21 protein-coding genes are annotated in these 20917 nt (G+C 69.3%); 12 read left to right on the top strand and 9 right to left on the bottom strand.

Annotated elements, in window-relative coordinates:
• Positions 1-159: 159 nt before the first annotated feature.
• From IVW53_00905 to IVW53_00925, 5 genes are all read right to left on the bottom strand, one after another.
• Positions 160-648: a hypothetical protein gene (locus IVW53_00905; protein ID MBF6604128.1), complete on the bottom strand. Its 489-nt coding sequence runs from the start codon at positions 646-648 to the stop codon at positions 160-162.
• Between the two features lie 59 nt (positions 649-707).
• On the bottom strand, positions 708-1016 hold the full coding sequence (locus IVW53_00910; GenBank protein ID MBF6604129.1) for an antibiotic biosynthesis monooxygenase: 309 nt from the start codon (positions 1014-1016) through the stop codon (positions 708-710).
• A gap of 87 nt (positions 1017-1103) precedes the next feature.
• Complete coding sequence (locus IVW53_00915) at positions 1104-1580, bottom strand: SRPBCC domain-containing protein (GenBank protein ID MBF6604130.1); 477 nt, start codon at positions 1578-1580, stop codon at positions 1104-1106.
• Positions 1573-1956 carry a winged helix-turn-helix transcriptional regulator gene (locus tag IVW53_00920; protein MBF6604131.1) on the bottom strand — a complete coding sequence of 128 codons (384 nt, stop codon included), beginning with the start codon at positions 1954-1956 and terminating at the stop codon, positions 1573-1575. Before IVW53_00920 ends, IVW53_00915 begins: the two co-directional genes overlap by 8 nt.
• On the bottom strand, positions 1953-2309 hold the full coding sequence (locus tag IVW53_00925) for a VOC family protein (protein MBF6604132.1): 357 nt from the start codon (positions 2307-2309) through the stop codon (positions 1953-1955). Before IVW53_00925 ends, IVW53_00920 begins: the two co-directional genes overlap by 4 nt.
• A gap of 118 nt (positions 2310-2427) precedes the next feature.
• Between IVW53_00925 and IVW53_00930 the strand changes: the two genes are divergently transcribed.
• Complete coding sequence (locus IVW53_00930; GenBank protein ID MBF6604133.1) at positions 2428-2814, top strand: hypothetical protein; 387 nt, start codon at positions 2428-2430, stop codon at positions 2812-2814.
• Positions 2815-2917: 103 nt separating this feature from the next.
• Here IVW53_00930 and IVW53_00935 read toward each other — a convergent pair whose 3' ends face one another.
• On the bottom strand, positions 2918-4573 hold the full coding sequence (locus tag IVW53_00935) for a restriction endonuclease (protein MBF6604134.1): 1656 nt from the start codon (positions 4571-4573) through the stop codon (positions 2918-2920).
• Between the two features lie 57 nt (positions 4574-4630).
• Positions 4631-4783 (bottom strand): hypothetical protein, encoded by a 153-nt coding sequence (locus tag IVW53_00940; GenBank protein MBF6604135.1) that lies wholly within the window; start codon positions 4781-4783, stop codon positions 4631-4633.
• 279 nt (positions 4784-5062) lie between these two features.
• Between IVW53_00940 and IVW53_00945 the strand changes: the two genes are divergently transcribed.
• The 5 genes from IVW53_00945 (at position 5063) to clpX (ending at position 11972) form a co-directional block, all read left to right on the top strand.
• Positions 5063-6211, top strand: a complete 1149-nt coding sequence (locus tag IVW53_00945) for a hypothetical protein (protein MBF6604136.1) — start codon at positions 5063-5065, stop codon at positions 6209-6211.
• 356 nt (positions 6212-6567) lie between these two features.
• Positions 6568-8145 (top strand): hypothetical protein, encoded by a 1578-nt coding sequence (locus IVW53_00950; protein MBF6604137.1) that lies wholly within the window; start codon positions 6568-6570, stop codon positions 8143-8145.
• A gap of 333 nt (positions 8146-8478) precedes the next feature.
• Positions 8479-9891, top strand: coding sequence for a trigger factor (gene tig, locus IVW53_00955; protein MBF6604138.1), 1413 nt, complete (start codon positions 8479-8481; stop codon positions 9889-9891).
• A 52-nt stretch (positions 9892-9943) separates the two neighbouring features.
• Positions 9944-10648 (top strand): ATP-dependent Clp protease proteolytic subunit, encoded by a 705-nt coding sequence (locus tag IVW53_00960; protein ID MBF6604139.1) that lies wholly within the window; start codon positions 9944-9946, stop codon positions 10646-10648.
• Between the two features lie 13 nt (positions 10649-10661).
• Complete coding sequence (clpX, locus tag IVW53_00965; protein ID MBF6604140.1) at positions 10662-11972, top strand: ATP-dependent Clp protease ATP-binding subunit ClpX; 1311 nt, start codon at positions 10662-10664, stop codon at positions 11970-11972.
• A gap of 313 nt (positions 11973-12285) precedes the next feature.
• Here the strand turns inward: clpX and IVW53_00970 are convergent, their stop codons facing one another.
• Positions 12286-12726 carry a cupin domain-containing protein gene (locus IVW53_00970; GenBank protein ID MBF6604141.1) on the bottom strand — a complete coding sequence of 147 codons (441 nt, stop codon included), beginning with the start codon at positions 12724-12726 and terminating at the stop codon, positions 12286-12288.
• A gap of 483 nt (positions 12727-13209) precedes the next feature.
• Here IVW53_00970 and IVW53_00975 point away from each other — a divergent pair, with 483 nt between their 5' ends.
• The 5 genes from IVW53_00975 (at position 13210) to IVW53_00995 (ending at position 18557) form a co-directional block, all read left to right on the top strand.
• Positions 13210-15945, top strand: coding sequence for a valine--tRNA ligase (locus IVW53_00975; GenBank protein MBF6604142.1), 2736 nt, complete (start codon positions 13210-13212; stop codon positions 15943-15945).
• A 117-nt stretch (positions 15946-16062) separates the two neighbouring features.
• Positions 16063-16809 (top strand): hypothetical protein, encoded by a 747-nt coding sequence (locus IVW53_00980; protein ID MBF6604143.1) that lies wholly within the window; start codon positions 16063-16065, stop codon positions 16807-16809.
• A 22-nt stretch (positions 16810-16831) separates the two neighbouring features.
• On the top strand, positions 16832-17344 hold the full coding sequence (locus IVW53_00985; GenBank protein MBF6604144.1) for a zinc ribbon domain-containing protein: 513 nt from the start codon (positions 16832-16834) through the stop codon (positions 17342-17344).
• A 4-nt stretch (positions 17345-17348) separates the two neighbouring features.
• A complete protein-coding gene (locus tag IVW53_00990) occupies positions 17349-17588 on the top strand; it encodes a helix-turn-helix domain-containing protein (GenBank protein ID MBF6604145.1) in 240 nt (79 codons plus the stop codon).
• A gap of 15 nt (positions 17589-17603) precedes the next feature.
• Positions 17604-18557, top strand: a complete 954-nt coding sequence (locus tag IVW53_00995) for a YihY/virulence factor BrkB family protein (protein ID MBF6604146.1) — start codon at positions 17604-17606, stop codon at positions 18555-18557.
• A gap of 9 nt (positions 18558-18566) precedes the next feature.
• Here IVW53_00995 and IVW53_01000 read toward each other — a convergent pair whose 3' ends face one another.
• Entirely contained in the window at positions 18567-19841 is a 1275-nt protein-coding gene (locus IVW53_01000) for a hypothetical protein (GenBank protein MBF6604147.1), read from the bottom strand.
• Between the two features lie 263 nt (positions 19842-20104).
• Between IVW53_01000 and IVW53_01005 the strand changes: the two genes are divergently transcribed.
• Positions 20105-20914 carry a DUF3662 domain-containing protein gene (locus IVW53_01005; GenBank protein MBF6604148.1) on the top strand — a complete coding sequence of 270 codons (810 nt, stop codon included), beginning with the start codon at positions 20105-20107 and terminating at the stop codon, positions 20912-20914.
• The last annotated feature ends 3 nt before the right edge of the window (positions 20915-20917 follow it).

Consider the following 20917-nt stretch of genomic DNA (forward strand, 5'->3'; position numbering starts at 1 on the left):
AGGAGCGCCTTGGTCCGGGCTCGCTGTCCCTGCCGCAGGACCTCGCCCAAGGGCCTGACTGAGCGCCCACGACACGACGAGTCCTTGATCAGCGCGAAACTCGGTCACGCTGCGCTTCAGGGTACGAAGGACAGTCACGTCTGCGCCGGCTCGCCGCACTCACGCGACCGCCCGCGACATCGTGCCGGTGCGCACCACTCGCAGCTGGCCCGCGTGCGAAGGGAGATGTACCTCCGCCTGCGCATCGAGCAGATGGGCGATCGAGACTGGCTCGTCGATGCGCACGCGGTTGCCGTCCTCGACCCGTGTCGGAAAGCGGCGAACGGCAGTCGCGTCGTCGACCAGCCCGGCCAGCTGCATGACTTCAACCGCAGATCGGCGCGCTTCGTCAACGAGGCAGACCCAGTCGCCGGCCGCCTGCACGATCGCCTCCAGGTACGAAAGACGTACGGCCGGTCGGTTGTCGTAGGCGGGCTCTCGGCCGCTCAACGCTTCAGCGAGGTGCGCCGCGATCAGTCGGTTGTTCGCGATGATGTGGGCCACCACCATCTGGGGCGTCCATTCGTCCGAGGGGCGAGCCGCTGGTCCTGTGCCTTCTGCCGCCGCGAGGAACCCGTCAAAGGCTTGAGCGAGCCCGCGAAGGTCCATCTGGATGGCGCTCCTTTCTGCTCGGGTTAGGCGGTGCTGCCGCCTCGCAGGCGCCTCCCTCAACCGGCCTCTGAACCGACCGCCGGAACGCTGAACTCGTCGAGGAAGTACAGCTCGCGCGGGCGGGCCTCCCACTGCGCGAAGGGGACATCGACGATCGCCGCGCCCATGGTCGGTCGGGCTGCCGCCAGCGCCTCGCGCGACTCCCAAACCGACATCGCCACGACCCGCGACTCATCGCGCCAGGTGCGCACCTCGACCAGCCCAGGCACACGGGCAAGGGTCTCGCCAAGCCCTGCCATTGCTCCGAGAAGGTCGTCGAGGTGTTCAGGCTTGGGGTGGTGGATCGCGAGGAACAGGTGCTTCATCCTGGTTGACCTCCGTTGCACGAACTGCCCGCGGTGGCTTGTTCGGGGTGTCGCGCCAGCCAGCGCTCTTCTTGGAGGGCGGATCGGCTACTTCGAAACCACCTCCGCTTCTGTCGCCGCCACAAAGTCGCTCAGGATCGACGCCCAACCGGCCTCGTACCCGCCAGCCTGGCGCGTGGCCGCTGCGATCTGTTCCGCGGTCAGCCGCTCCCAGCCACGGTGTTCGAGTTCGACGCGGGTCAGAGCAGGGCCGAGGGGGCGGAAATGAACCTCGACCTCGGTGGCCCGGGGGAGAATCTCCCAGCTGATTGCGAAGCGGGCCGGGGGCTCCCAGGCGAGGACGTGGCCCCAGTCGACGGTGCGGCCATCTGCCCAGGTCTCGAAGACCCGCCCGCCCAGGCGCGGCTCGAAGGTGACCTGCACGACCTGCTCCTGGCCGAGCGAGAAGGGGCGAGTCGGCCACCAGCGGCCGATCTCGCGCACGAAGACGCCAAACGTGTGGTCGAGGTCGCTGCGCACGGTCACCGCCTTGCGGATCGGCGCAAGCACGGTCGCCTCAGGCATGCTTCGGCTCCGCCCAATCAGCGGCAGAGAGGTCTTCGGCTGACCCCGCCCACCCCGCCTCCGCCTCCACGAGCGCGCGCGCAGCCTCCAGGCTCTCGCCCCACAGCTCGTCAAGGTAGGCGCGCAGCTCCCGCAGCCCGTCCGGGCTGGCCCGATAGAGCCGCCGCACCCCCGCCCGTCGCTCGCGCACGAGGCCCGCCGCTTTCAGTAATTGGAGGTGCTGCGAGACGGCCGAGCGGGTCACCGCGTAGTGGGCGGCGATCTCGCCTGCAGGGAGCTCCCGATCGACGACCAGTTGGAGGATCGCCCGGCGGCGTGGCTCGGCGAGCGCCCGGAGCGTCTCGTCGAGCGCCGCCTCCGAGCGCGGCTCCCTCACGCCCACAGCCCGACCGGGTTGCCGTCCGGGTCGGCGAAGATGGCGATGCGCCCGTAGCCGGAGGGCAGGTCCATCGGGGGGAGGAGCGTGCGGCCGCCGAGCTGCTCGGCGCGGGCCAGATACGCCGCAAGATCAGCGACCCGCAGGTAGATCTTCACCCCCGAAGGGAACGCCTCGCTGGCCTGCCCGATCCCGCCGCCGACCGCCCCCTCGCCTGCCCCGGTGTCGACGAGCGCGTAGCCCGTCAGCGAGGGGTCGGCATCGATCTTCCAGCCGAAAAGCTCGCCATAGAAGCGCTGTGCGCGGGCGCTGTCAGGTGAGATCACCTCGAAGAACGCGATCGGGGCGCCCATGGTCGTGCTCCTTCTGCTACGCCAACGCCGTTGGTCACATCGGAATGGCTGGAAGTTAGCATCTGCTTTCGTAAGTGTCACCTATCAGACGGGCCCTTGTCAAACGGGCCCGGCGGACGTGACGGAGTCGAAGGGCACCGCGTACGTCACGTTCCACGACTACGACAGCGGCACCCAGATCCGCGCGGCCCTCGCGACGAATGGCGCGCATCCACGCCCGCTCCGGGTCGAGGATCCGTCCTCGCTCCCGACCGGCCTCTCGCCCTACGAGCGGGTCTGCTTCGAGGCAGCCGTGGCGGCCGATCCGGCGACGGTCGCTTGGCTCGGCGCGGACGCGAGCACCGCCGCCCGGCTCGAGTTCAGCGGGTTCGCCGTGGCCCCGTGTCCGAGCGAGCCCGGCTTCTGCGGCTCCGCTGTGGTCATGAGCCCGAACGCCTCCTACCCGTCCCCGCCGCACGTCACGGTGGACCTGCGGACCGCGCGCGTCATCCGCTACGGCGGCTGAGCATCGCTGCTGGAGCGGTCAGTCCGTCGCTTCCACACGCTGACCGACACCTCGCTCCACGGTGCGGTCCTGAGGGCCGCAGCCGTGGCCCCCTCGGTAGGGATCAGCTCCCGAACAACTCGGCCTGCTCCGCCGCTTGCTTCGTGACGATCCGCTCCGCTTCCTGATACGTCGAGAGGACGAACGGTGGCAGCTGCGGCTTCTTCCCCTCCTCGAGCAACTCGCGGATGCTGAGGATCTGGATCCGCGGGTAGTCGCGCTTCCAGAGCTCCGAATGAAAGAGGCCGGCGGTGTCGGCCTCGAGGCGCATCTCGCGTGACGGTTCCTCGAGCGTGATGAAGAGCCCGATCGAGCCCTTCTCCCGGTCGAGCGTGCCCTTGAGATCGCGGAGCATCGCCGAGGTCACGTGGCCGCTCTTCACGCTCACGAGGACCGAGTGGAGCTCGCGGTTGAGGTCGGTGAACGTGATGAGTCCGTCGATGCCCCGATCGGCGCCCTTCTTCTCGACCCCACCGAGCGGTTTCGCGTCGACGAGGTTGAGTGCCCACCACTGGAACTGGTAACGACCATCCGGCGATGCGGCGAGCTGGCGGGCGCCCTCGACCTCCGTCGGCTGCCCGATCACCTCCACTTCGAGGAGCCCGAAGCTGTCCTTGAGCCGGGCCCGCATGACGGCGATCGAGAGGTACGTGATGTCGATGCCGATCCAGCGCCGATCGAGCTTCTGGGCGGCGACGAGCGCCGTGCCGCAGCCGCAGAAGGGGTCGAGGACGAGGTCGCCTGGGTTCGAGGACGTAGAGACGATTCGCTCCAAGAGCGTGAGCGGCTTCTGGGTACCCCAGCCGAGTCGCTCCTTGGCCTGCGAGTTCACCGGAGCGATGTCGTCCCACACGTCCTGAATTGGTCGGCCGGCCGACTCGTCGAGGTACCGCTTGAATCGTGGGACCGCCCCCGGGCTTGGTTGAATAATCCGGCCCGCGTCGATCAGCTCTTGCATCCGGTCGCGGCTGTAGCGCCAGTACCGCCTGACCCCCATCACCTCGTACTCGGGATTCCCTTTCGCCGCTCCTCCGGGCCCGGTGATGTTGTCCAACCCGTAGCGCCGTCCGGAGCCGGGTTCCACGTGCGGGTAGTGCGAGGCCGCGTAGTCTGCCCCGAGCGGTTCGTAGAGCTGATTCCACAGGTACAAGTCGGATTTCGCGTAGACGAGGACAACGTCATGAAGTCGGCCGAAGTGCCGTGAACCTTGCGCTCGGTCGCTGTGGGCGGTCGAGCGTTTCCAGATGATCTCGTTGACGAAGTTCTTGGGGCCGAAGATCGCGTCGAGGACGAGCTTGAGGTAGTGACTTGCTGTCGGGTCGCAGTGCAGGTAGAGCGAGCCCGTGGGCTTGAGCACACGGCGGAGTTCCACGAGCCGAACGGCCATCTCGACGAGGTAGGCCATCATCTGGTTCTCGCCCACGCCGGCCCGGAGGGCGGCGACGATCGTGCTCACCGTGTTTGGGACGCGGCCCTCGTGACGGGCCGTGTTCGTCAAGTACGCGTACGTCGCCTCGGCGGATGGGCCCCAGTGCCACGTGTCCTCGAAGGCGAGAAGCTGCGCGTCGCTCTTCCGTCCCGACTCGTCCTTGAAGATGACGTTGTAGTCGCGGTTGCTGTTGAACGGCGGATCGAGATAGACGAGATCGACCGACTCGTCCGGGATGTACCGCCGAAGGATGTCGAGATTGTCCCCGTAGTAGAGAACGTCCGTCTTCACGGTCGGAGCGTAGCAGGCACCGGATAGAACACCGCGTCGGTTGTCTCAGACAAAGGGCTACGGCTCATGCATCCGCCTGCGACGGCTCTTCGCCCCTGGCGGCGCGAGACGCCTCCCGAGGGCCCACTGGTAGGCGCGACTTCCCTGCTTGAGTTGCGCGGCGGCACGATCGTCATAGAAGCCGAGCTCGCGCAGGAGGAGACCCGTCATTTTCGGAGAGGCCTGAACGGCGCGACAGACGACTCGCCGAGGATCCGCTCTCAGTTCCAGACGCCTCAAGGGTCATGCCCTGCTCTTTCGGCGCGCCAGACACGCAGGAGCCTGCGCCGGGAGGGCCTCGTTCCGGGACGGTTACAAGGGTGCCTCAGATGTGAGAATGCCTCCGTGAAGGACGACGAGGAGCATGGCCACGCGAACGATCCGACCGAGGACGAGTCGGCTGGTAGGGCACCCTTGACCAGGGAGGAGATCCTCCGAACGAGACTCACGGTGTACGCGTTTCCGGAGTTCGACCTCTCGGTCTCAGCGTGGTCGCACGCACAGTCTGTGGCGATGATGGGCGACGCCGTTGCCGCGGGCATCGACGATCGCGAGTTCGCTGTGCGAACGCTCGGCCGCCAGATCGTGGCACCCAGGGGTACTGGGGCCAATGAACTCCGGAGCTGGGCCGACGACCGCCTGCAAGCGCTGCTGCGTGCCTTCCTTGACCGAGCCACCACGCTGTTCTCGATCGATGCCGAGGTAGCGTCGTTCGAAACCCTCCGGGCGGCCGTCCGACGCCGACGGGAGGAAGAGGAAGCCGCATATGCACCGCTGCTCGCGCAGATCAAGTCGATGGCGACGCTGCCTCCGGGGATGCTCGCGGCGCTCGAACAGACCCAACAATCCCTACCGCTCGTCACCGAGACCATCGCGGCAGCCGCGGCTCAGGCAGAGCGAGCGGTGGCTCAGTTCCAAGTTACGCTCGCCCCAATCCTCGACAGGATCACGGTTGACTACGCGGCGGCGTTGCGGATCCTGGCGCCGGACACACAGGCCGAAGAGCAGGTGCGATACCTATTGACCCGCGGCTGGTACCCGTCGCCCGAGATGCCATCCTACGATCCTGAGATTGCCCGACTGGCAGCCGCGGGCAACATCGTCGAGGTCGACAGGCGCATGGCGAACTTCGCCGAACGCCGGCTCGGCCACGTGGCAATACGCGTCCGGTCGAGCTTCCCGGCTCGCGCCCCATTCGTTGAGGACGCGGTCTGGGCTCATCGGAATCGCCGGTACACATTGACCGCTCCCGCGCTCCTCGCCCAGGCGGATGGAGCTTTCTACGACATCATCGGGGAGCAACTCTATCGAAAGGGAGGCACAGCTGCGCGTGAGGCGTTGAATCACCTGTTCGTGCTGCGGGGCACCGAGCAATGGTGGGCCCGGACCGTTCTGCTTCCCATCGATGAAGGTTCGAGCCTCGTCGTCAACACAGCCCAGCGCACTACTCATCGGCAAGGCGATCCCGACTACGGCCCATTGAACCGGCACGGAGTGCTGCACGGTGTCGATCTGGACTATCCGACCCGCGAGAACTCGCTCCGTGCGTTCACGCTTCTCGATTACCTATGCTGGCTCTCGCAGATCGTGCAGCCATAGCCACGACACCCGATGGGGCGGGATGGCGCGTCCGGAGTTTGTTGATGCCGCACTCGCCGCGATCGAGCGTGGCGGGCGGGGGCCATGCTTGCAGGAGTCAAAGGCGACTGTTGCATGTGCGCCGGGGCGGGAGTCTTGAGGCCGAGGCAAACATAGGACCTCCGTCCGGGGCAGTTCGTCGCGCCGTGTCGATGAGCACGAGAACGAGGCCACGGGCGGCGCTCCTCTTTCGGGACGGCTCGAGGTGCAGGAACCTCCCGGCCACAGTCAGGTCGTCGGACCTCGCACGCAACGTCTCCGACCGACCATGTAGACCAGAGGCCAGCGGCGAGAGGTCGCGGATAATGGTGGACGCGATGCGCACCAAGCGCCCTCTTACCTCACCTGGACCGAGCCAGTTCGCCGATTACGTGGAGTCACGCCCGCCGCAGCTTGGGTGTTGGCGAGATGGCGCACTCGGCCTGTACCCGATGCTCGCTTGGCTCAACACGCACCCGGTCGTGGAGCAGCGAAAACGCATCGCGACCGAGGGCCCCCTCTTCGCAGCGTTCGCGACGACCCGCGCCCACCACAATCAAGTCGGCGTCGCCGTGGGGTGGACCACCGAGCACATGACAGGATCGCGGCGCGCACGCGCCTCCACCGAACAGGAGAGGGTCGCACTCTTCGATCTCGCGGGGCGTCATTGGTTGATCCGGAATCTCCTGGCCGAGGTCCGTCAGGGCGTCCGCCGGTATGAGGCGGACGGGACACGGATCGTTCTGAGGTACGACGGGGACAATCGTCTTGACGCTCTCGACCGCCTCCTCGGTCTGGTCGACGACCTTGATTCCATCGCCGACCCACCCACCTTTGCGGACGGGCGCCTCCCCCGGTGGCTGGCAGGAGGAGGTCGGGACGTTCCATGGCGCAAGGTCCCTTTGTGGGCCAAGGAGCAGTACCGAACATTCGCGGCGCGCCTCATCGATGGCTACCCCAGCTATCTGCCCGGAGATCTCGATGTAGGCGGGTTCACCATGGCTGAGGCGACCCGGGTCTGGGTCGAGCTGATGGCTCGCGGTGCCCAAATGCACGCTTGCACGCTGCATGGTTCTGTGAACGCGTCTGTCGTCGTGCCGATGCTGGTCGCCGGCGACTTGATCGACGAACTCGCCGAGGCTTCCGCCGTCGATGTCCAGCGAGTCGGCGCGCTGGCGAACCTGCTCACCCTCGACCTCCGTCGCCGTCCCGATCCCTGTCTGACCCCGCTTGTTCCGATCGCCGGGGATCGGCTGGTGCCGATGAGCAGCCTGATCATTCCGTCGTCGCCGATCCGCAATCTGACGGCTCTCCTGCAGCGTGATCCAGCCTCGTTTGGCAAGGCCGGGAATTTGCTCGGCCTGCTCGGCGCACGAACGACGGCCGCCACGTTGGGCCGACTCTCGGGCGCGCGCGTGGAGACTGGCGTGAAGGTGTTACGCGACGGCGGCAGCCAGGCGGGCGATCTCGATGTGGTCGCCTACGACCCATCGGAAGGCACGATGGTGATCTTCGAGGTCATGTGGCAGATCGACCCTGACGGATCAGCAGAGGTCGCTCGATCGGAGGAGCGGGCCCACGAGAAGCGAGCGCAGGTCGCTCGCCTTCGATCGGAAATGGATGGCGGCCAGGCCACTGCGCGGTGGCCCGCTAGCTGGCCGGACTGCAGCAGCGTGCGGGCACGCTGGTTCATCGTCACGCCGAACGTCCTGCCGGTGCGAATCGTCGAACCGGATGGGATCACCATCCGGTCACACCAGATGCTGGCTCGAATGCTTCGTGCGGGTGCCTCCGTGTCGGATCTCATCAGGCTGCTCGATGACCCGCCTCATCCGCCATCCGAGCTCTTGCAGACGCAATGGAAGCGGGTGCGCTACGGGGACTACCGAGTGGAGTTCGATTCGATCGTGGCTTGAAAGGACTCCATGCCGGGCGCGGCGCGCGCACGGTCAGTGCCGACGTGGCATACGGAGCTGGGGCTCGGTCGGGCCCCGCGGAGCGTCGCGCTTGTTACCTCGACCTCAAGTCCATCCGCCCCGACCAGATCAGATGCGCTGACCTGGCGAGCCACTGCTGGTGATGGCCGGCTTGATCCCGCCGCGCGGTTCGTGCACCGACGACCATGCACAGCGTCCACCCGGGCCGAACGCCCGGCGACAGCGCGGCCCGGCGTCCGGCTCAGCGGGCCGGGCTCGGGCGTCCGCCCATCAGGCCGGCCCGGACCGGGCCGGCCCGTATACTTCGGCCCGATGAACGTCACCTCGATCCCCGCTCCGAAGAGTTCCATCGTCCTCACCGTCGAGCTCCCGCCCGAGCGACTCGATCGCGCCGTGGACGAGGCCGTCCGCCGCCTGTCCCGCCGGACGAAGGTCGCCGGGTTCCGGCCCGGCAAGGCACCCCGCGCGGTCCTCGAGCGGGTCCTCGGGCCCGAGGCGGTCCACGACGAAGCGGTCGAGCACCTCGTCTCCGACGCGTACCGGGCGGCGATCCTCGAGCAGGATCTCGTGCCACTGACGAGACCCGAGGTCGAGGTGGTGCGGGCCATCGCGGGCGAGCCGGTGGTGTTCACGGCCACCGTCCAGGTGCGCCCGGAGGTGACCCTCGGCGACTACCGGAGCTTCACGTTCCGGCCGGAGATCGAGGCGATCGACGACGCGAAGGTCGCCACGGTCCTCGACGAGCTGCGCGACCAGAACGCGGCCCTGACCCCCTCCACGGAACCCGCGAAGAAGGGCGACTACGCGATCATCGCCTATCGCGGTACCCGGGACGGCGAGCCGTTCGAGGGCGGCAGCACGGAGCGGATGCCGCTCATCATCGGGAACGAGCGGCTCATCCCAGGCTTCGAGGACCACCTCGTGGGCATCCGGGCGGGGGGATCGACCGCGTTCGACATCGACTTCCCGACGGACTACGCGGAGCCGGGTCTCGCTGGCCGGACCGCCCACTTCGAGGTTGACCTGCGGGAGCTGCGGACCAAGGTCCTGCCCGATCTCGACGACGAGTTCGCCCGATCCATGGGGGAGTATCCGGACCTCGCCGCGTTCCGGGTGGACGTTCGCCATCGCCTCGAGCGGAACGCGCTCGACCGGGCTCGCCATGGATTCAGCGACCGGATCATCGACTACGCCGTCGCGAACAGCACTCTCGAGCTCCCGGACGTCCTCGTGGACCAGGAGATCGAGGTGATGCACGACGAGTTCCGCTCCTCGCTCGTCCGGCAGGGGATCACCGAGGAGGCGTATCTCAAGGTCGTGAAGCAGACGGAGGCGGACCTCCATGCGGAATTTCGGCCACGGGCCGAGGGTCGGGTGAAGACGCTGCTCGTCCTGTCGAAGATCGCCGAGACGGAAGGCGTGACGGTGGACGAGGCGACCATCGAGACGGAGATCGCGGCCGCCCGGGTGCGGTATCGCGGGGAGCCGAAGCTCCTCGCGTACTTCGAGTCGGACCGGGGTCGCGCGTTCCTCCGTAGCACGCTCCGCCGGAGCCAGACGGTGGAGCGACTCGTCGACGAGTGGCTCGTCGCCCATCCCGACCACCCGCCGATCCCCCACGCCGAGAGCGACGAACCGGCCGCAATCAGCCTCGAATCCGCGGCCGCGTCGGCGGCGATCGGAGCGACCGACCCGGACGCGGGCCCGGCCGCCGAGCCTCGCTGACCCCGGCCCTCATCCACTCGACCTGCCAGAAGCTCAGGACTGGAGACCGCCGATGCTCGTGCCGATGGTCATCGAATCGTCGAGTCGCGGGGAGCGCGCCTACGACATCTACTCGCGGCTCCTCCGGGAGCGGATCATCTTCCTCGGCGATACCGTCGAGGATCACGTGGCGAACCTCGTCATCGCCCAGCTCCTCTTCCTCGACTCCGAGGATCCGGAGAAGGACATCTACCTCTACATCAACTCGCCGGGTGGCATCGTCACGGCGGGTCTGGCGATCTACGACACGATGCAGTACGTCCGCTCACCCGTCAGCACGATCTGTATCGGCATGGCGGCGAGCATGGCGTCCGTCCTCCTCGCCGCCGGGGCGCCGGGCAAGCGCTTCTCGCTCCCGAACAGCCGGATCATGATCCACCAGGGGTCCGGCGGATTCCGCGGCAACACGCCGGACGTGTTCATCCAGGTGAAGGAGCTCGAGCAGCTCAACGAGCGGCTCCACGAGATCCTCGCCCACCACACCGGACAGACGGTCGAGAAGATCCGCAAGGACACGGATCGTGACTACTTCATGGCTCCCGAGCAGGCCCGGGAGTATGGCATCATCGACGCGGTGTATTCGACGGCCGGTGACCCGCTGAGTCTTCGTCGGAGCGGTGCCGGAGCCGCCACGGAGACGGACGCGATGGTGGGTCCCGCCGAAGCGCCGGCTGCGGCGACGGCGAAGAAGCAGGCAGGGCCGGGAACGGGACGATGAGAGGGACGCGCGAGTGACCTCGACGAGCGGCGCGAAGGGGCCCAAGGTCCCGTACCGCTGCAGCTTCTGCGGCAAGAGCCAGGAACAGGTCCGCAAGCTCATCGCGGGCCAGGGCGTCTACATCTGCGACGAGTGCATCAACCTCTGCCAGGAGATCATCGAGGAGGAGATGCTCGAGGCGCCGAAGGCGAAGCCGTCGAGCACCAAGCTCCCGAACCCACGCCAGATCACCTTTTCCCTCGATCAGTACGTGATCAGCCAGGAGCGCGCGAAGAAGGTCCTCTCGGTCGCCGTCTACAACCACTACAAGCGGATCAACGCCGGCCATGCCGTCGACGAGGTGGAGCTCCAGAAGTCGAACGTGCTCCTCGTCGGGCCCACCGGCTCGGGCAAGACGCTCCTTGCCCAGACCCTCGCCCGCGTCCTCGACGTGCCGTTCTGCATCGCCGACGCGACGTCGCTCACGGAGGCGGGGTACGTCGGCGAGGACGTCGAGAACATCCTCCTCAGGCTCATCCAGGCGGCGGACTTCGACGTGGCGCGGGCCCAGCGGGGGATCATCTACATCGACGAGATCGACAAGATCGCCAGGAAGGCGGATAACCCCTCGATCACACGCGACGTCTCCGGCGAGGGCGTCCAGCAGGCGCTCCTCAAGATCCTCGAGGGAACCGTCGCCAACGTCCCGCCCCAGGGCGGCCGGAAGCATCCGCACCAGGACTTCATCCAGATCGACACGACGAACGTCCTGTTCATCTGCGGCGGCGCCTTCGACGGTCTCGAGAAGATCGTCGAGGAACGGGTGGGCAAGCGCGGGATCGGCTTCGGAACCGAGACGGCGGTCTCGAAGGCGGACCGGTCGAAGATCCTCGAGCGACTCATGCCGGAGGACCTCCTCAAGTTCGGGCTCATCCCGGAGTTCATCGGCCGCCTGCCGGTGATCGTCACCCTCGCGACGCTCACGGCGGAGGATCTCGTCCGCGTGCTCACCGAGCCGAAGAACGCGGTCACCCGCCAGTTCCAGCGGTTCCTCCAGCTCGACAAGGTGGAGCTCGTGTTCACCCCGGGCGCGCTCGTCGCCGCCGCCGATGTCGCCCTCGACCGAAAGACCGGGGCACGCGCCCTCCGCTCGATCGTCGAGGAATCGCTGCTCGAGGTGATGTTCGACATCCCGGAGCGGACGGACATCCGCAAGTGCATCATCACCGAGGAGACGATCCGCCAGGGCCGCCCGCCGCTCCTCCTCACGAAGTCCGACGTGGATCAGGGCGTCGACGAGACGAACTACGAAGACTGGCTCGCCGAACGGGGCGAGACCGCCTAGACGAGGTTCCAGGGGTCCCGAGTTTGCCGGGGCCGCGGGGTGCGGGGCCGGGCGCTCGACCGCCCCGGCGCGGTCGAGGCCGCCAGATGGGCTGACTCCCGGCTGGCGGGACCTATCCGGATGTGATGCGGCCGGCGGTGCCCTCGGGGCGGCCATCGCTCGTCGAGTTCGCATTCCAGCTGCGCGATCTCCCATCTGGTGGGCGTTGGCCGAAGTCAGACGACCGGGCCCCCAGCCCGGCAGGCGACCGATCCGGATAACGCCCACCGGGCGGTAGATGGCCGAAGTCCGGCAGGTCCGGGCCGCGCGGCGGTCAACCGCCCGACGGTTCCCAGCCGGCCACCGCGAGCTCGAAGCCCTCGAATTCGAACGCGGGGCTCACCGTGCAGCCGACGAGCGTCCACGATCCGAGCGAGCGCGCCGCCTGCCACGAGCCGGCCGGCACCGTCGCCTGCGGGCGCTCACCTGCCGCGAGCTCGACCCCGAGGATCGTCCGTGCGGCAGCGCGGCCGTCGGCGGCGATGCCGAGCTCGAGCGGGGATCCGGCGTAGAAGTGCCACGTCTCGTCGGCGTCGACGCGGTGCCAGGCCGATCGCTCGCCTTGGCGCAGGAGGAAGTAGATCGCCGAGCTCGTCGCGCGACCGCCGTCGACCGCCGTCGTTCGCCACGTCTCCGCGTACCAGCCACCCTCCGGATGCGGGCGCAGCGAGAGGCGCGCGATGATGTCGTCCGGGTCGGTGTCTTCGTGGGTCATCGCCGTCCAGCGTAGCGCGTGGCGCGTGGCGACCCGCCCGGAGCCGGGCTCATGGCGGGGACCCGGAGCCGGGCTCATGGCGGGGACCCGGAGCCGGGCACCCATTCATCGACCGTGTAGATGTTGGGCGCGAACCTGCTCTCGGATCGACCGATCGCGGTGCACGGTATCGGAGGTGCCGATATCCGGGCGGATACCGGGTGGCGTTGACTCGTCGGTGCGGATCCAGCGTCCAACGGGGTCTCGCGGGCGCGCCTTGCATCGACCGATCGGATATACGGTGCGAGATCGGGCACGTGGTGCGAAGCGAGGCTGGATCTGCTGCGGCCGGATCCGCTGCGGCCGCCCTGCGCATGTGCCTGGCCCCCGCACCCGCACCCGCCTCATGCCCGCCGGTGACCGCGTGCTACGATCGGCCGCCGGGCACCGATCGCGATGATCGGCTCGCCCCGGGAGCGATCGGATCATGCGGGCAGGGGAGCGGTGAGCGGGACAGACGCGACGGATCGAACGCTCGAGAAGGCCTATCGCCCAGCCGGCGTCGAGGCCCAGGTCTACGATCGCTGGCTCGCGGCGGACGTCTTCGCGCCGGACGGTGCCGGGTCGCGTGCGGATCCGGCCGCGGCGCCCTTCGTGATCATCCAGCCGCCCCCGAACGTCACCGGTTCGCTCCATCTCGGGCACGCGCAGCGGTCGTCCGTCGAGGACCTCATGATCCGTCACGCGCGGATGCAGCGGCGACCCGCGCTCTTCCTGCCCGGTCTCGACCACGCCTCGATCGCCGCCCAGTTCGTCCTCGACCGGATCCTCGCAGGGGAGGGGGAGAGCCGCGAGTCCCTCGGCCGCGAGCGGTACCTGGAACGGATGCGCGCGTTCGTCGCCGAGACGCGGGCCACGATCGTGGGCCAGCAGCGGCGCGTCGGCGCCTCGCTCGACTGGAGCCGGCTCCGCTTCACCATGGACGAGGGATCCGCCCGTGCCGTCCGCGAGGCGTTCGTCCGGCTCCACCGCGATGGCCTCGCCTATCGGACCGAGGCACTCGTCAACTGGTGTCCCGGCTGCCAGACAAGCGTCTCCGATCTCGAGGTCGCGCCGACGCCGGAGACCGGGACGCTCTGGTCGATCCGCTACCACCTCATCGATGAGGCGACCGGAGCAGCTGATCCGAGCGCCACCATCACAGTGGCGACGACCCGTCCCGAGACGCTCCTCGGAGACACGGCGGTCGCCGTCCATCCCGACGACGATCGCTATCGGGCCATGGTCGGGCGCCGGGCGCTCATCCCGTTCGTCGAGCGACCGGTGCCGGTCATCGCCGACCCGATGGTCGACCCGGCGTTCGGGACGGGCGCGGTGAAGATCACCCCGGCCCACGATCACGACGACGCTGCCACCGGCCAGCGTCACGGCCTCCCGATGATCACGGTTCTCGACGACGAAGCCCGGGTCGTCGCGGGGTTCGGGCCGTTCGGGGGTCTCAGCCGGGAGGTCGCCCGGCGGGAGATCGTCGCCGCGCTCACGATGCGGGGCGACCTCGCCGGATCCGCGGCCCACGAGATGGTGATCGGTCGCTGCCAGCGGAGCGATGACGTCATCGAACCGCGGCTCAAGACCCAGTGGTTCATCCGGACCGGTCCCCTCGCGGCGGCGGCGCTGGAGGCGACGCGGTCCGGCCGGACGCGGATCCTGCCCGAGCGGTTCGAGAAGACCTGGGAGCACTGGCTCACCGAGATCCGCGATTGGAACGTGAGCCGCCAACTGTGGTGGGGCCACCGCATCCCGGCCTGGTACTGCCCTGACGGCCACCTGACGGTGACCGTGGAGGTGGCCGGCCCCGCTGCCTGCGCGGTCTGCGGCGGGACGCCCCTCATCCAGGACCCCGACATCTTCGACACGTGGTTCAGCTCGGGCCTCTGGCCGTTCTCGACACTCGGCTGGCCGGACGAGACGACCGACTATCGGCGCTACTACCCGGGCACGGTGATGGAGACGGGTTACGACATCATCTTCTTCTGGGTCGCCCGGATGATGATGCTCGGCATCGAGCTCACGGGCAGACCGCCGTTCGAGGTCGTCAACCTGTCCGGCCTCATCCGCGACCCGTACGGCCAGAAGATGAGCAAGACGAAGGGCAACGTCGTCGATCCGCTCGAGGTCATCGACGAGACCGGCGCGGATGCGCTCCGCTTCGCCCTCATCCATGGCGCGACCGCCGGCAACGATCAGCGGTTCAGCCGGGAGAAGCTCGAGAACGCCCGCAACTTCGCGAACAAGCTCTGGAACGCCGCTCGCTACGTGCTCGGAGCGCGACCCGTCTCGCTCGCTCCCGGTGCCCGCCGTGAGCGCCCCGACCCGGCCCGTCTCGGTCCCGCCGACCGCTGGCTTCGTTCACGCGTCGCGGCGACGGTCGCGGCCGTGGATGTCGCCATGGCGACATACGCCTTCGGCGAGGTCACGCGTCTCCTCTACGAGGCCATCTGGAACGAGTTCTGCGACTGGGCCATCGAGCTCGCGAAGACGCGGCTCGGGGACGCCCGGATCGCGCCGGCCGAGCGGGAGGCGACGTGGTGGACGCTTGTCGACGCACTCGACGTGTACCTCCGCCTGCTCCATCCGGTCATGCCCTTCGTGAGTGAGGTGATCTGGGAGGCGATCCCGCACGAGGACGGTGACCCGGCCCTCCTCATCGTCGCCGATTGGCCGATAGCGGGGCCTCGAGAGGCGGAGGTCGAAGCGTCCGTCGAGGCGGTCCTCGGCCTTGTGCGCGGGATCCGCAACGCCCGGGCAGAGGCGCGTGTCGAGCCGGGGGCCTGGCTGCCCGTCGAGGTGTATGTCCCGGCCGTGATCGGGCCCGTGTTCGAGGCGCTTCGAGGCGGCGTCGAACGGCTCGCACGCGCCCGTCCCCTCGAACGGCAGCTGACGCGCGAGGCGCTCGAGGCGACTGCCGCAGGTTCTGGTCTCGCCGTGCTCGCCGGCGAGCTCGAGGCCGTCATCGGGCGAGGTCCCGCCGCGAGTGTGGGCGCGATCTCCGCCGACGGCGATCGGGCTCGACTCGCGAGGGAGCTCGAGGAGGCGCGGCGCCTCCTCGCGGCCGCCCGGGCCCGGCTTGCGGACCCGGCATTCGTGTCGCGGGCTCCGACGTCCGTGGTGGACGGCGCGCGGGTCCGGGCCGACGAACTGGAGGAGCGGGTCGCCCGCCTCGAGACGCGGTCCCGCTGACCGAACGCCCACGGACCGAACGCGCACGCTGTCCAAAGGCCCACGGACCGAGGGCGGATCCGGCTCGGACCGCTGCTACCATATCGGCCAACCATCCGGACCAGGAGTCGCCCCATCGTGCCGCTCGATTTCCTCAAGCGAAGGAATGCCGACCAGAAGGCCGCGGACGCGCCGCCGGCGGCTTCCGCGACTCTGCCCGAGGAGATCGTCGCCGAGGAGCATCAGCTCAAGCTGTACTACGCGGGCAAGAGCAGCGAGGGAGTCCGCATGAAGGTGGGCCCCGGGGCGATGAGCGAGCTGCCGTCCATGCTCATGGGGCTCGCGAAGAGCGAGATCGAGGTCGTCGAGCCGCTGCCCATCGAGTTCGGCCAGGCGAGCCCCGTCATCAGTCGGCCCTCCGAGGCGATGCAGTGGCTCAACGCCCATCACATCCACGGACCGATCACACGCCACGCGCTCGTCGTCCTGGAGTCGATCGATGCGATCGATCTCGCCTTCGATACGTTCGCCTGCGCGCTCCTCGACGGCGAGACGGACACGTCGGGGTATCCCGAGTACAACGCGATCATCGGCGGCGTCGTCGCGCACTGGGACGAGACGACCGGCGATCTGCTCGTCCGATCCGTCGTGGGCTGGGGTGGCCGCGGCGTCCGGGGCGACACGGACCGCATCGGGGCGCGGATCCTCGGCGGCCTGCTGACGAACGTCCTCGCGAACCAGCACGCCCTCGGCATCACCGCGATCGAGCGGCCGGTGCCGGCCGCCGGGCGAGGGGGACTCGTGTGCGCCCACTGCGGCTTCGCCTCGGCGCACGAGCGGGCGTTCTACTGCCCGAAATGCGGCATGCGCCTCCTTCGCGGCTGACGGCGCGTCCGTTCGAGCTCCGATGCCGATCTACGACTACGTCTGTCGCGCCTGCGGTCACCGGCTGGAGGTCATCCACGGCCTCCACGACCACGGGCCCGTCGAATGCCCGAACTGCCATGCCCGCGCGATGAGGAAGGCGATCTCGGCGCCCGCGGTCGTCTTCAAGGGAAGCGGCTGGGCGAAGAAGGATCGCGGGAACGCGGCGTCCACCAGGGCCGCGGCGAAGGCGGCGGGCGACGGACCGTCGACGACTCCCGGCGACGGCTCCACCACGCCCAGCGAGGGCAGGACCGCGGCTCGCGAAGGCTCGACCTCGTCCGGCGACCGCGAAACCGCATCTCGCGACGGTGCGACCGCATCGCGCGAAGGCGGGACCGCATCTCGCGAAGGCGGAACCACATCCGGCGACGGCGCGAACGCATCCGGTGACGCCTCAACGCCCGGCTCTGCCTCCTCCGGGACCGCGTCGCGGCCGGTCAAGCACGGATCGGCGGCCGGCGCGGGGACGGGCAGCCCGGGCTCGACGGACTGACGCGATGCCCGCCGCGGCCGACTGGATCACGCTCAGCGAGGCGTCCGAGCTCCTCGCCGCGTCGAACATCCGCTTCCGGCCCGCCACGATCGGCGGGTGGGCGCGGTCCGGCCGGCTTCAGAGCATCAAGCTCGGCGGCCGGCGGTTCGTCCGCCGCGGCGAGGTGAAGGCCCTCGTCGCACCCCCGCGTCGCATCCGGGCGGACGAGCTCCAGCCGGGACTCTTCGAAGAGCTCGGCGGCTGACACCGGCGCCGGCTGGTGCCCTCGACGGATCCCGATCGGAGCGTCGCACGGTGGCTCGATCATCCGCTGGTCGCGGCCATCGTGGAGCGGGCGTCGATCATCACCGCGCGACGAACGTTCAGCGTGTACGGCGCGGCGGCCGGCGGACTCCTCGCCTCCGGCCTTGCCTACAGCGGGATCTTCGCCGTCTTCTCGGCGAGCCTCTTCCTCATCGGACTGCTCGGGTTCCTCGTCCGCGATCCGGTGACCGAGGCGACGATCGTCGGCGAGATCGCGAGGCGGGTGCCGCCGGTCGCGAACGTGCTCGAGCTGGGCCTCCAACGGGTCGCTGGTTCGGCCGTCCAGTTCTCGATCGCCGGTCTCATCGGGCTCGGGTGGAGCGCCGGACGCTTCTACGAGAACCTCGATGTCGCCTTCGCGCGGATCTTCGAGGACGAGCCTGGGCGCGACCTTGTGGTTCGGTTCGTTCGCGGCATCGTCGTCGTCGCGCTCCTCACGGCGGTGGTCGTCGTGTCGATCGGGTTGGCCGGGATGGGCGCCGCGCTCGACCAGACCCTCCGCTCGGGTGGATCGGCGATCGTCCGGGCGATCGTCGCGCTGACCGTGACGATCACCAGCCTGGCGGTGTATCTCGGGAGCGTCGGTGGGATCTACCGGCTGGTCCCGCCGCGCCGGCCATCGTGGCGCTCCATCCGTCGTCCAGCGGTCGTCGTCGCGGTCCTACTGGCGGTCCTGACGGCGGTCTTCGTCCAGTTCCAGTCGCACCTGCTCGGATCCCTCGAGCTGTTCACGGAGTTCGTCGGCGTCCTCGCCACGATGATCTGGCTCTCGATCGCGTTCCAGATCCTCCTCATCGGCGGAGCCTGGGTGCGCGTCCGGGATGAGGTTCCCCGAACGGACGGCGAGGCCGGCAGGGGCGACGAGGGTAGCGCGGCCGGCGCGGACGGCGGTGGGACCGCCGACTCCTGATCTGCCGGTTCAGGCGCCGATCTGGTTCGAGCCGCAGCGCCGGCAGAAGCGCGCGGTGGCGGAGAGCGGCAACCCGCAGTTCACGCACGCCTGGACGCCGGTCTCGGGTCGGTTGAGGACGTCGCGACTCGACTGGGCCCAGACGGCATCGGCACCGCGGACGGGAGCGGGCTGGATGGGTGCCGGCCACTGCGGGCCGGCGGTCGGGACCGCCGGGCGCGGCGGCCAGGCCGGGGTCGCGGCGGGCCACTCAGGAGCGGGCGTGGCGGCCGCGCCGCGCCGGCCGGCTGCCTTCCCGATGGGTGCGGCAGGTGCGGGGGTGCCGTTCGCGCCGAGTGGGGTCGCAGCCGTGGAATCCGGCGCGACGATCCGCCAGACGGGCGTCTCGACACGATCGTCGCGGTGCGCCGTCTCCACGGCATCGGTGGAGTTCGGCGGGGCGAGGATCTCGGGCTCCATCCGGGTCGCCTCCGCGGCGACCGCCGTGTCGGGCTCCGGCGCGGGCTCCGGTGTCGCGTCCGCAGCGGGTCCCGGTGACGCGAAGGCAGCGACCGGCTCGGCCACGCTCTCCGGCGCCGCGAACGGCGGGGTCACATCCACCGCCGGTGCGGGAGTCGCCGGTGCGGGGGTCGCCGGTGCGGGACGGAAGCGGGCGAGCAGGTCGAGCGTTCGGGCCGCCGCACTCGCGGCCTCGCGCCCCACCTGGTCGGTCTCGACGGCACGTGTCGATGCGGCCTCCGTGTGTGGTTCGGCGACGGGGAGGCCGGTCGGCGAGTCCACGCCACGTTCGGCCCAGCCAGGTTCGCCGCGGAAGTCCGCGGTGGGCCACGAAGCTCCCGGGCCTCCCGCCACGATCTCGGCGCTGGCCGCGATCGGTTCGGCGTGCCCATTGCCGTTCGCGGCTGCGGCGCCCTCGGTGTCGACTGCGCTGAGCGTTCGGAACGGCGCATCGAGGATCTCACGACCGAGGCGGGGCGCACATGTCAGGCACGTGCCCTCGACGGCGTTCCAGCAGTTCCCGCAGGTGTACTGCCGACACGACATGCAGAAGTTGAACGTCTTGTGGAAGGCGTCGAGCTGTTGGCTCGAGGCCAACCGGTCGACGTCGTTGCGGGCATCCGCCATCGCCTCGCCGAAGGACGTCTCGTCGCTGAGGACGTAATTCCGAAGGCCCTTCGTGAGGGTCCGGACCCTCACCAGGCGGCGGGCTCGCGGCGCTGCTGCCTCGAACGTGTAGCGGGTGCCACAGCGTTCGCAGAAGGACTCGGTGAGGATCTCGGCCATCAGGCCCCCGGGGCAAGCACGCCTGGTCAGTGTCCGTCTCGGCCGGGCTGCCGAACGGGAGCGCGAGTATACGCCACGGATTCCCGGCCGCCCCGTGTCGCTCGTACCGTCCGGATCGCCCGAAGGTCCCGGTGGCGACCGCGCCGTCCGCCCCGCCGGTGGACATGCCGGCGGACGTGCCGCCCTGGCGCTGGACGTGCCGCCCTGGCGCTGGACGTGCCGGCGGAACCGCCATGAAGCCTCTGCTAGACTCCGGGCGCCTCATGCGACCACTCGCCGCGATCGAGCGACTCATCGAACGTCTCGTCGAGCGGCCATCCGGCCGTCTCTTCCGGGCGCATCTCGAGCCGGTCCGGATCGAGCGCCGGATCGAGCGGGCGATGGAGCTCGAACGCCGATCCAACGGCGAGCGGATGATCGTGCCCGACCGGTTCGCGGTCCGCCTCCACCCATCCGACGTCGCGGAGCTCGGTCAGATCTCCGGCTCGCTCGCCGAGCGCCTCTCCGGCGAGGTGCTCGACTTCGCGCGGAGTCATCGGTACCTCGTCGCCGCCCGGCCGCAGGTGGAGATCGTCGCCGACGCAGCCATCGCCGAAGGCGAGATCGCGGTGACGGCCCGCTTCTCCGAGGCCTCGCCGGATCGATCGGATCCAGTACATTCGAGTCCGTTCGCGGGGGGCGGGCACCCTGGTGGCCGACCGACGATCGAGCACACCGCAGTCTTCGCGGCGGTGCGTCCCGCACCCTCGTCGGCGGTGCTCAACGTCCGACGCGCGGACGGCTCGACCGCCGAGGTCGCGCTCGACGGGCGCCCCGTGACCGTCGGCCGTGGCGAGGACAACGACGTCGTGCTCGCGGACCCGGCGGTATCGCGACACCATGCGCGCTTCCACAGCCGGCAGGGCACGATCGTGCTCACCGATCTCGAAAGCCGGAACGGCACGTTCGTCAACGACGTCGCGATCGCGGAGGCGATCCTCGGGCCGGGCGATCGCGTCCGGTTCGGCGGCGCAACGTTCGTCGTGGATCGACCTGCCGGACCCGCCCCCGACGACGACCACCGCCCGGGCTGAACG

The sequence above is a fragment of the Chloroflexota bacterium genome, from assembly GCA_015478725.1.
Taxonomy (GTDB): Bacteria; Chloroflexota; Limnocylindria; order Limnocylindrales; family CSP1-4; genus C-114.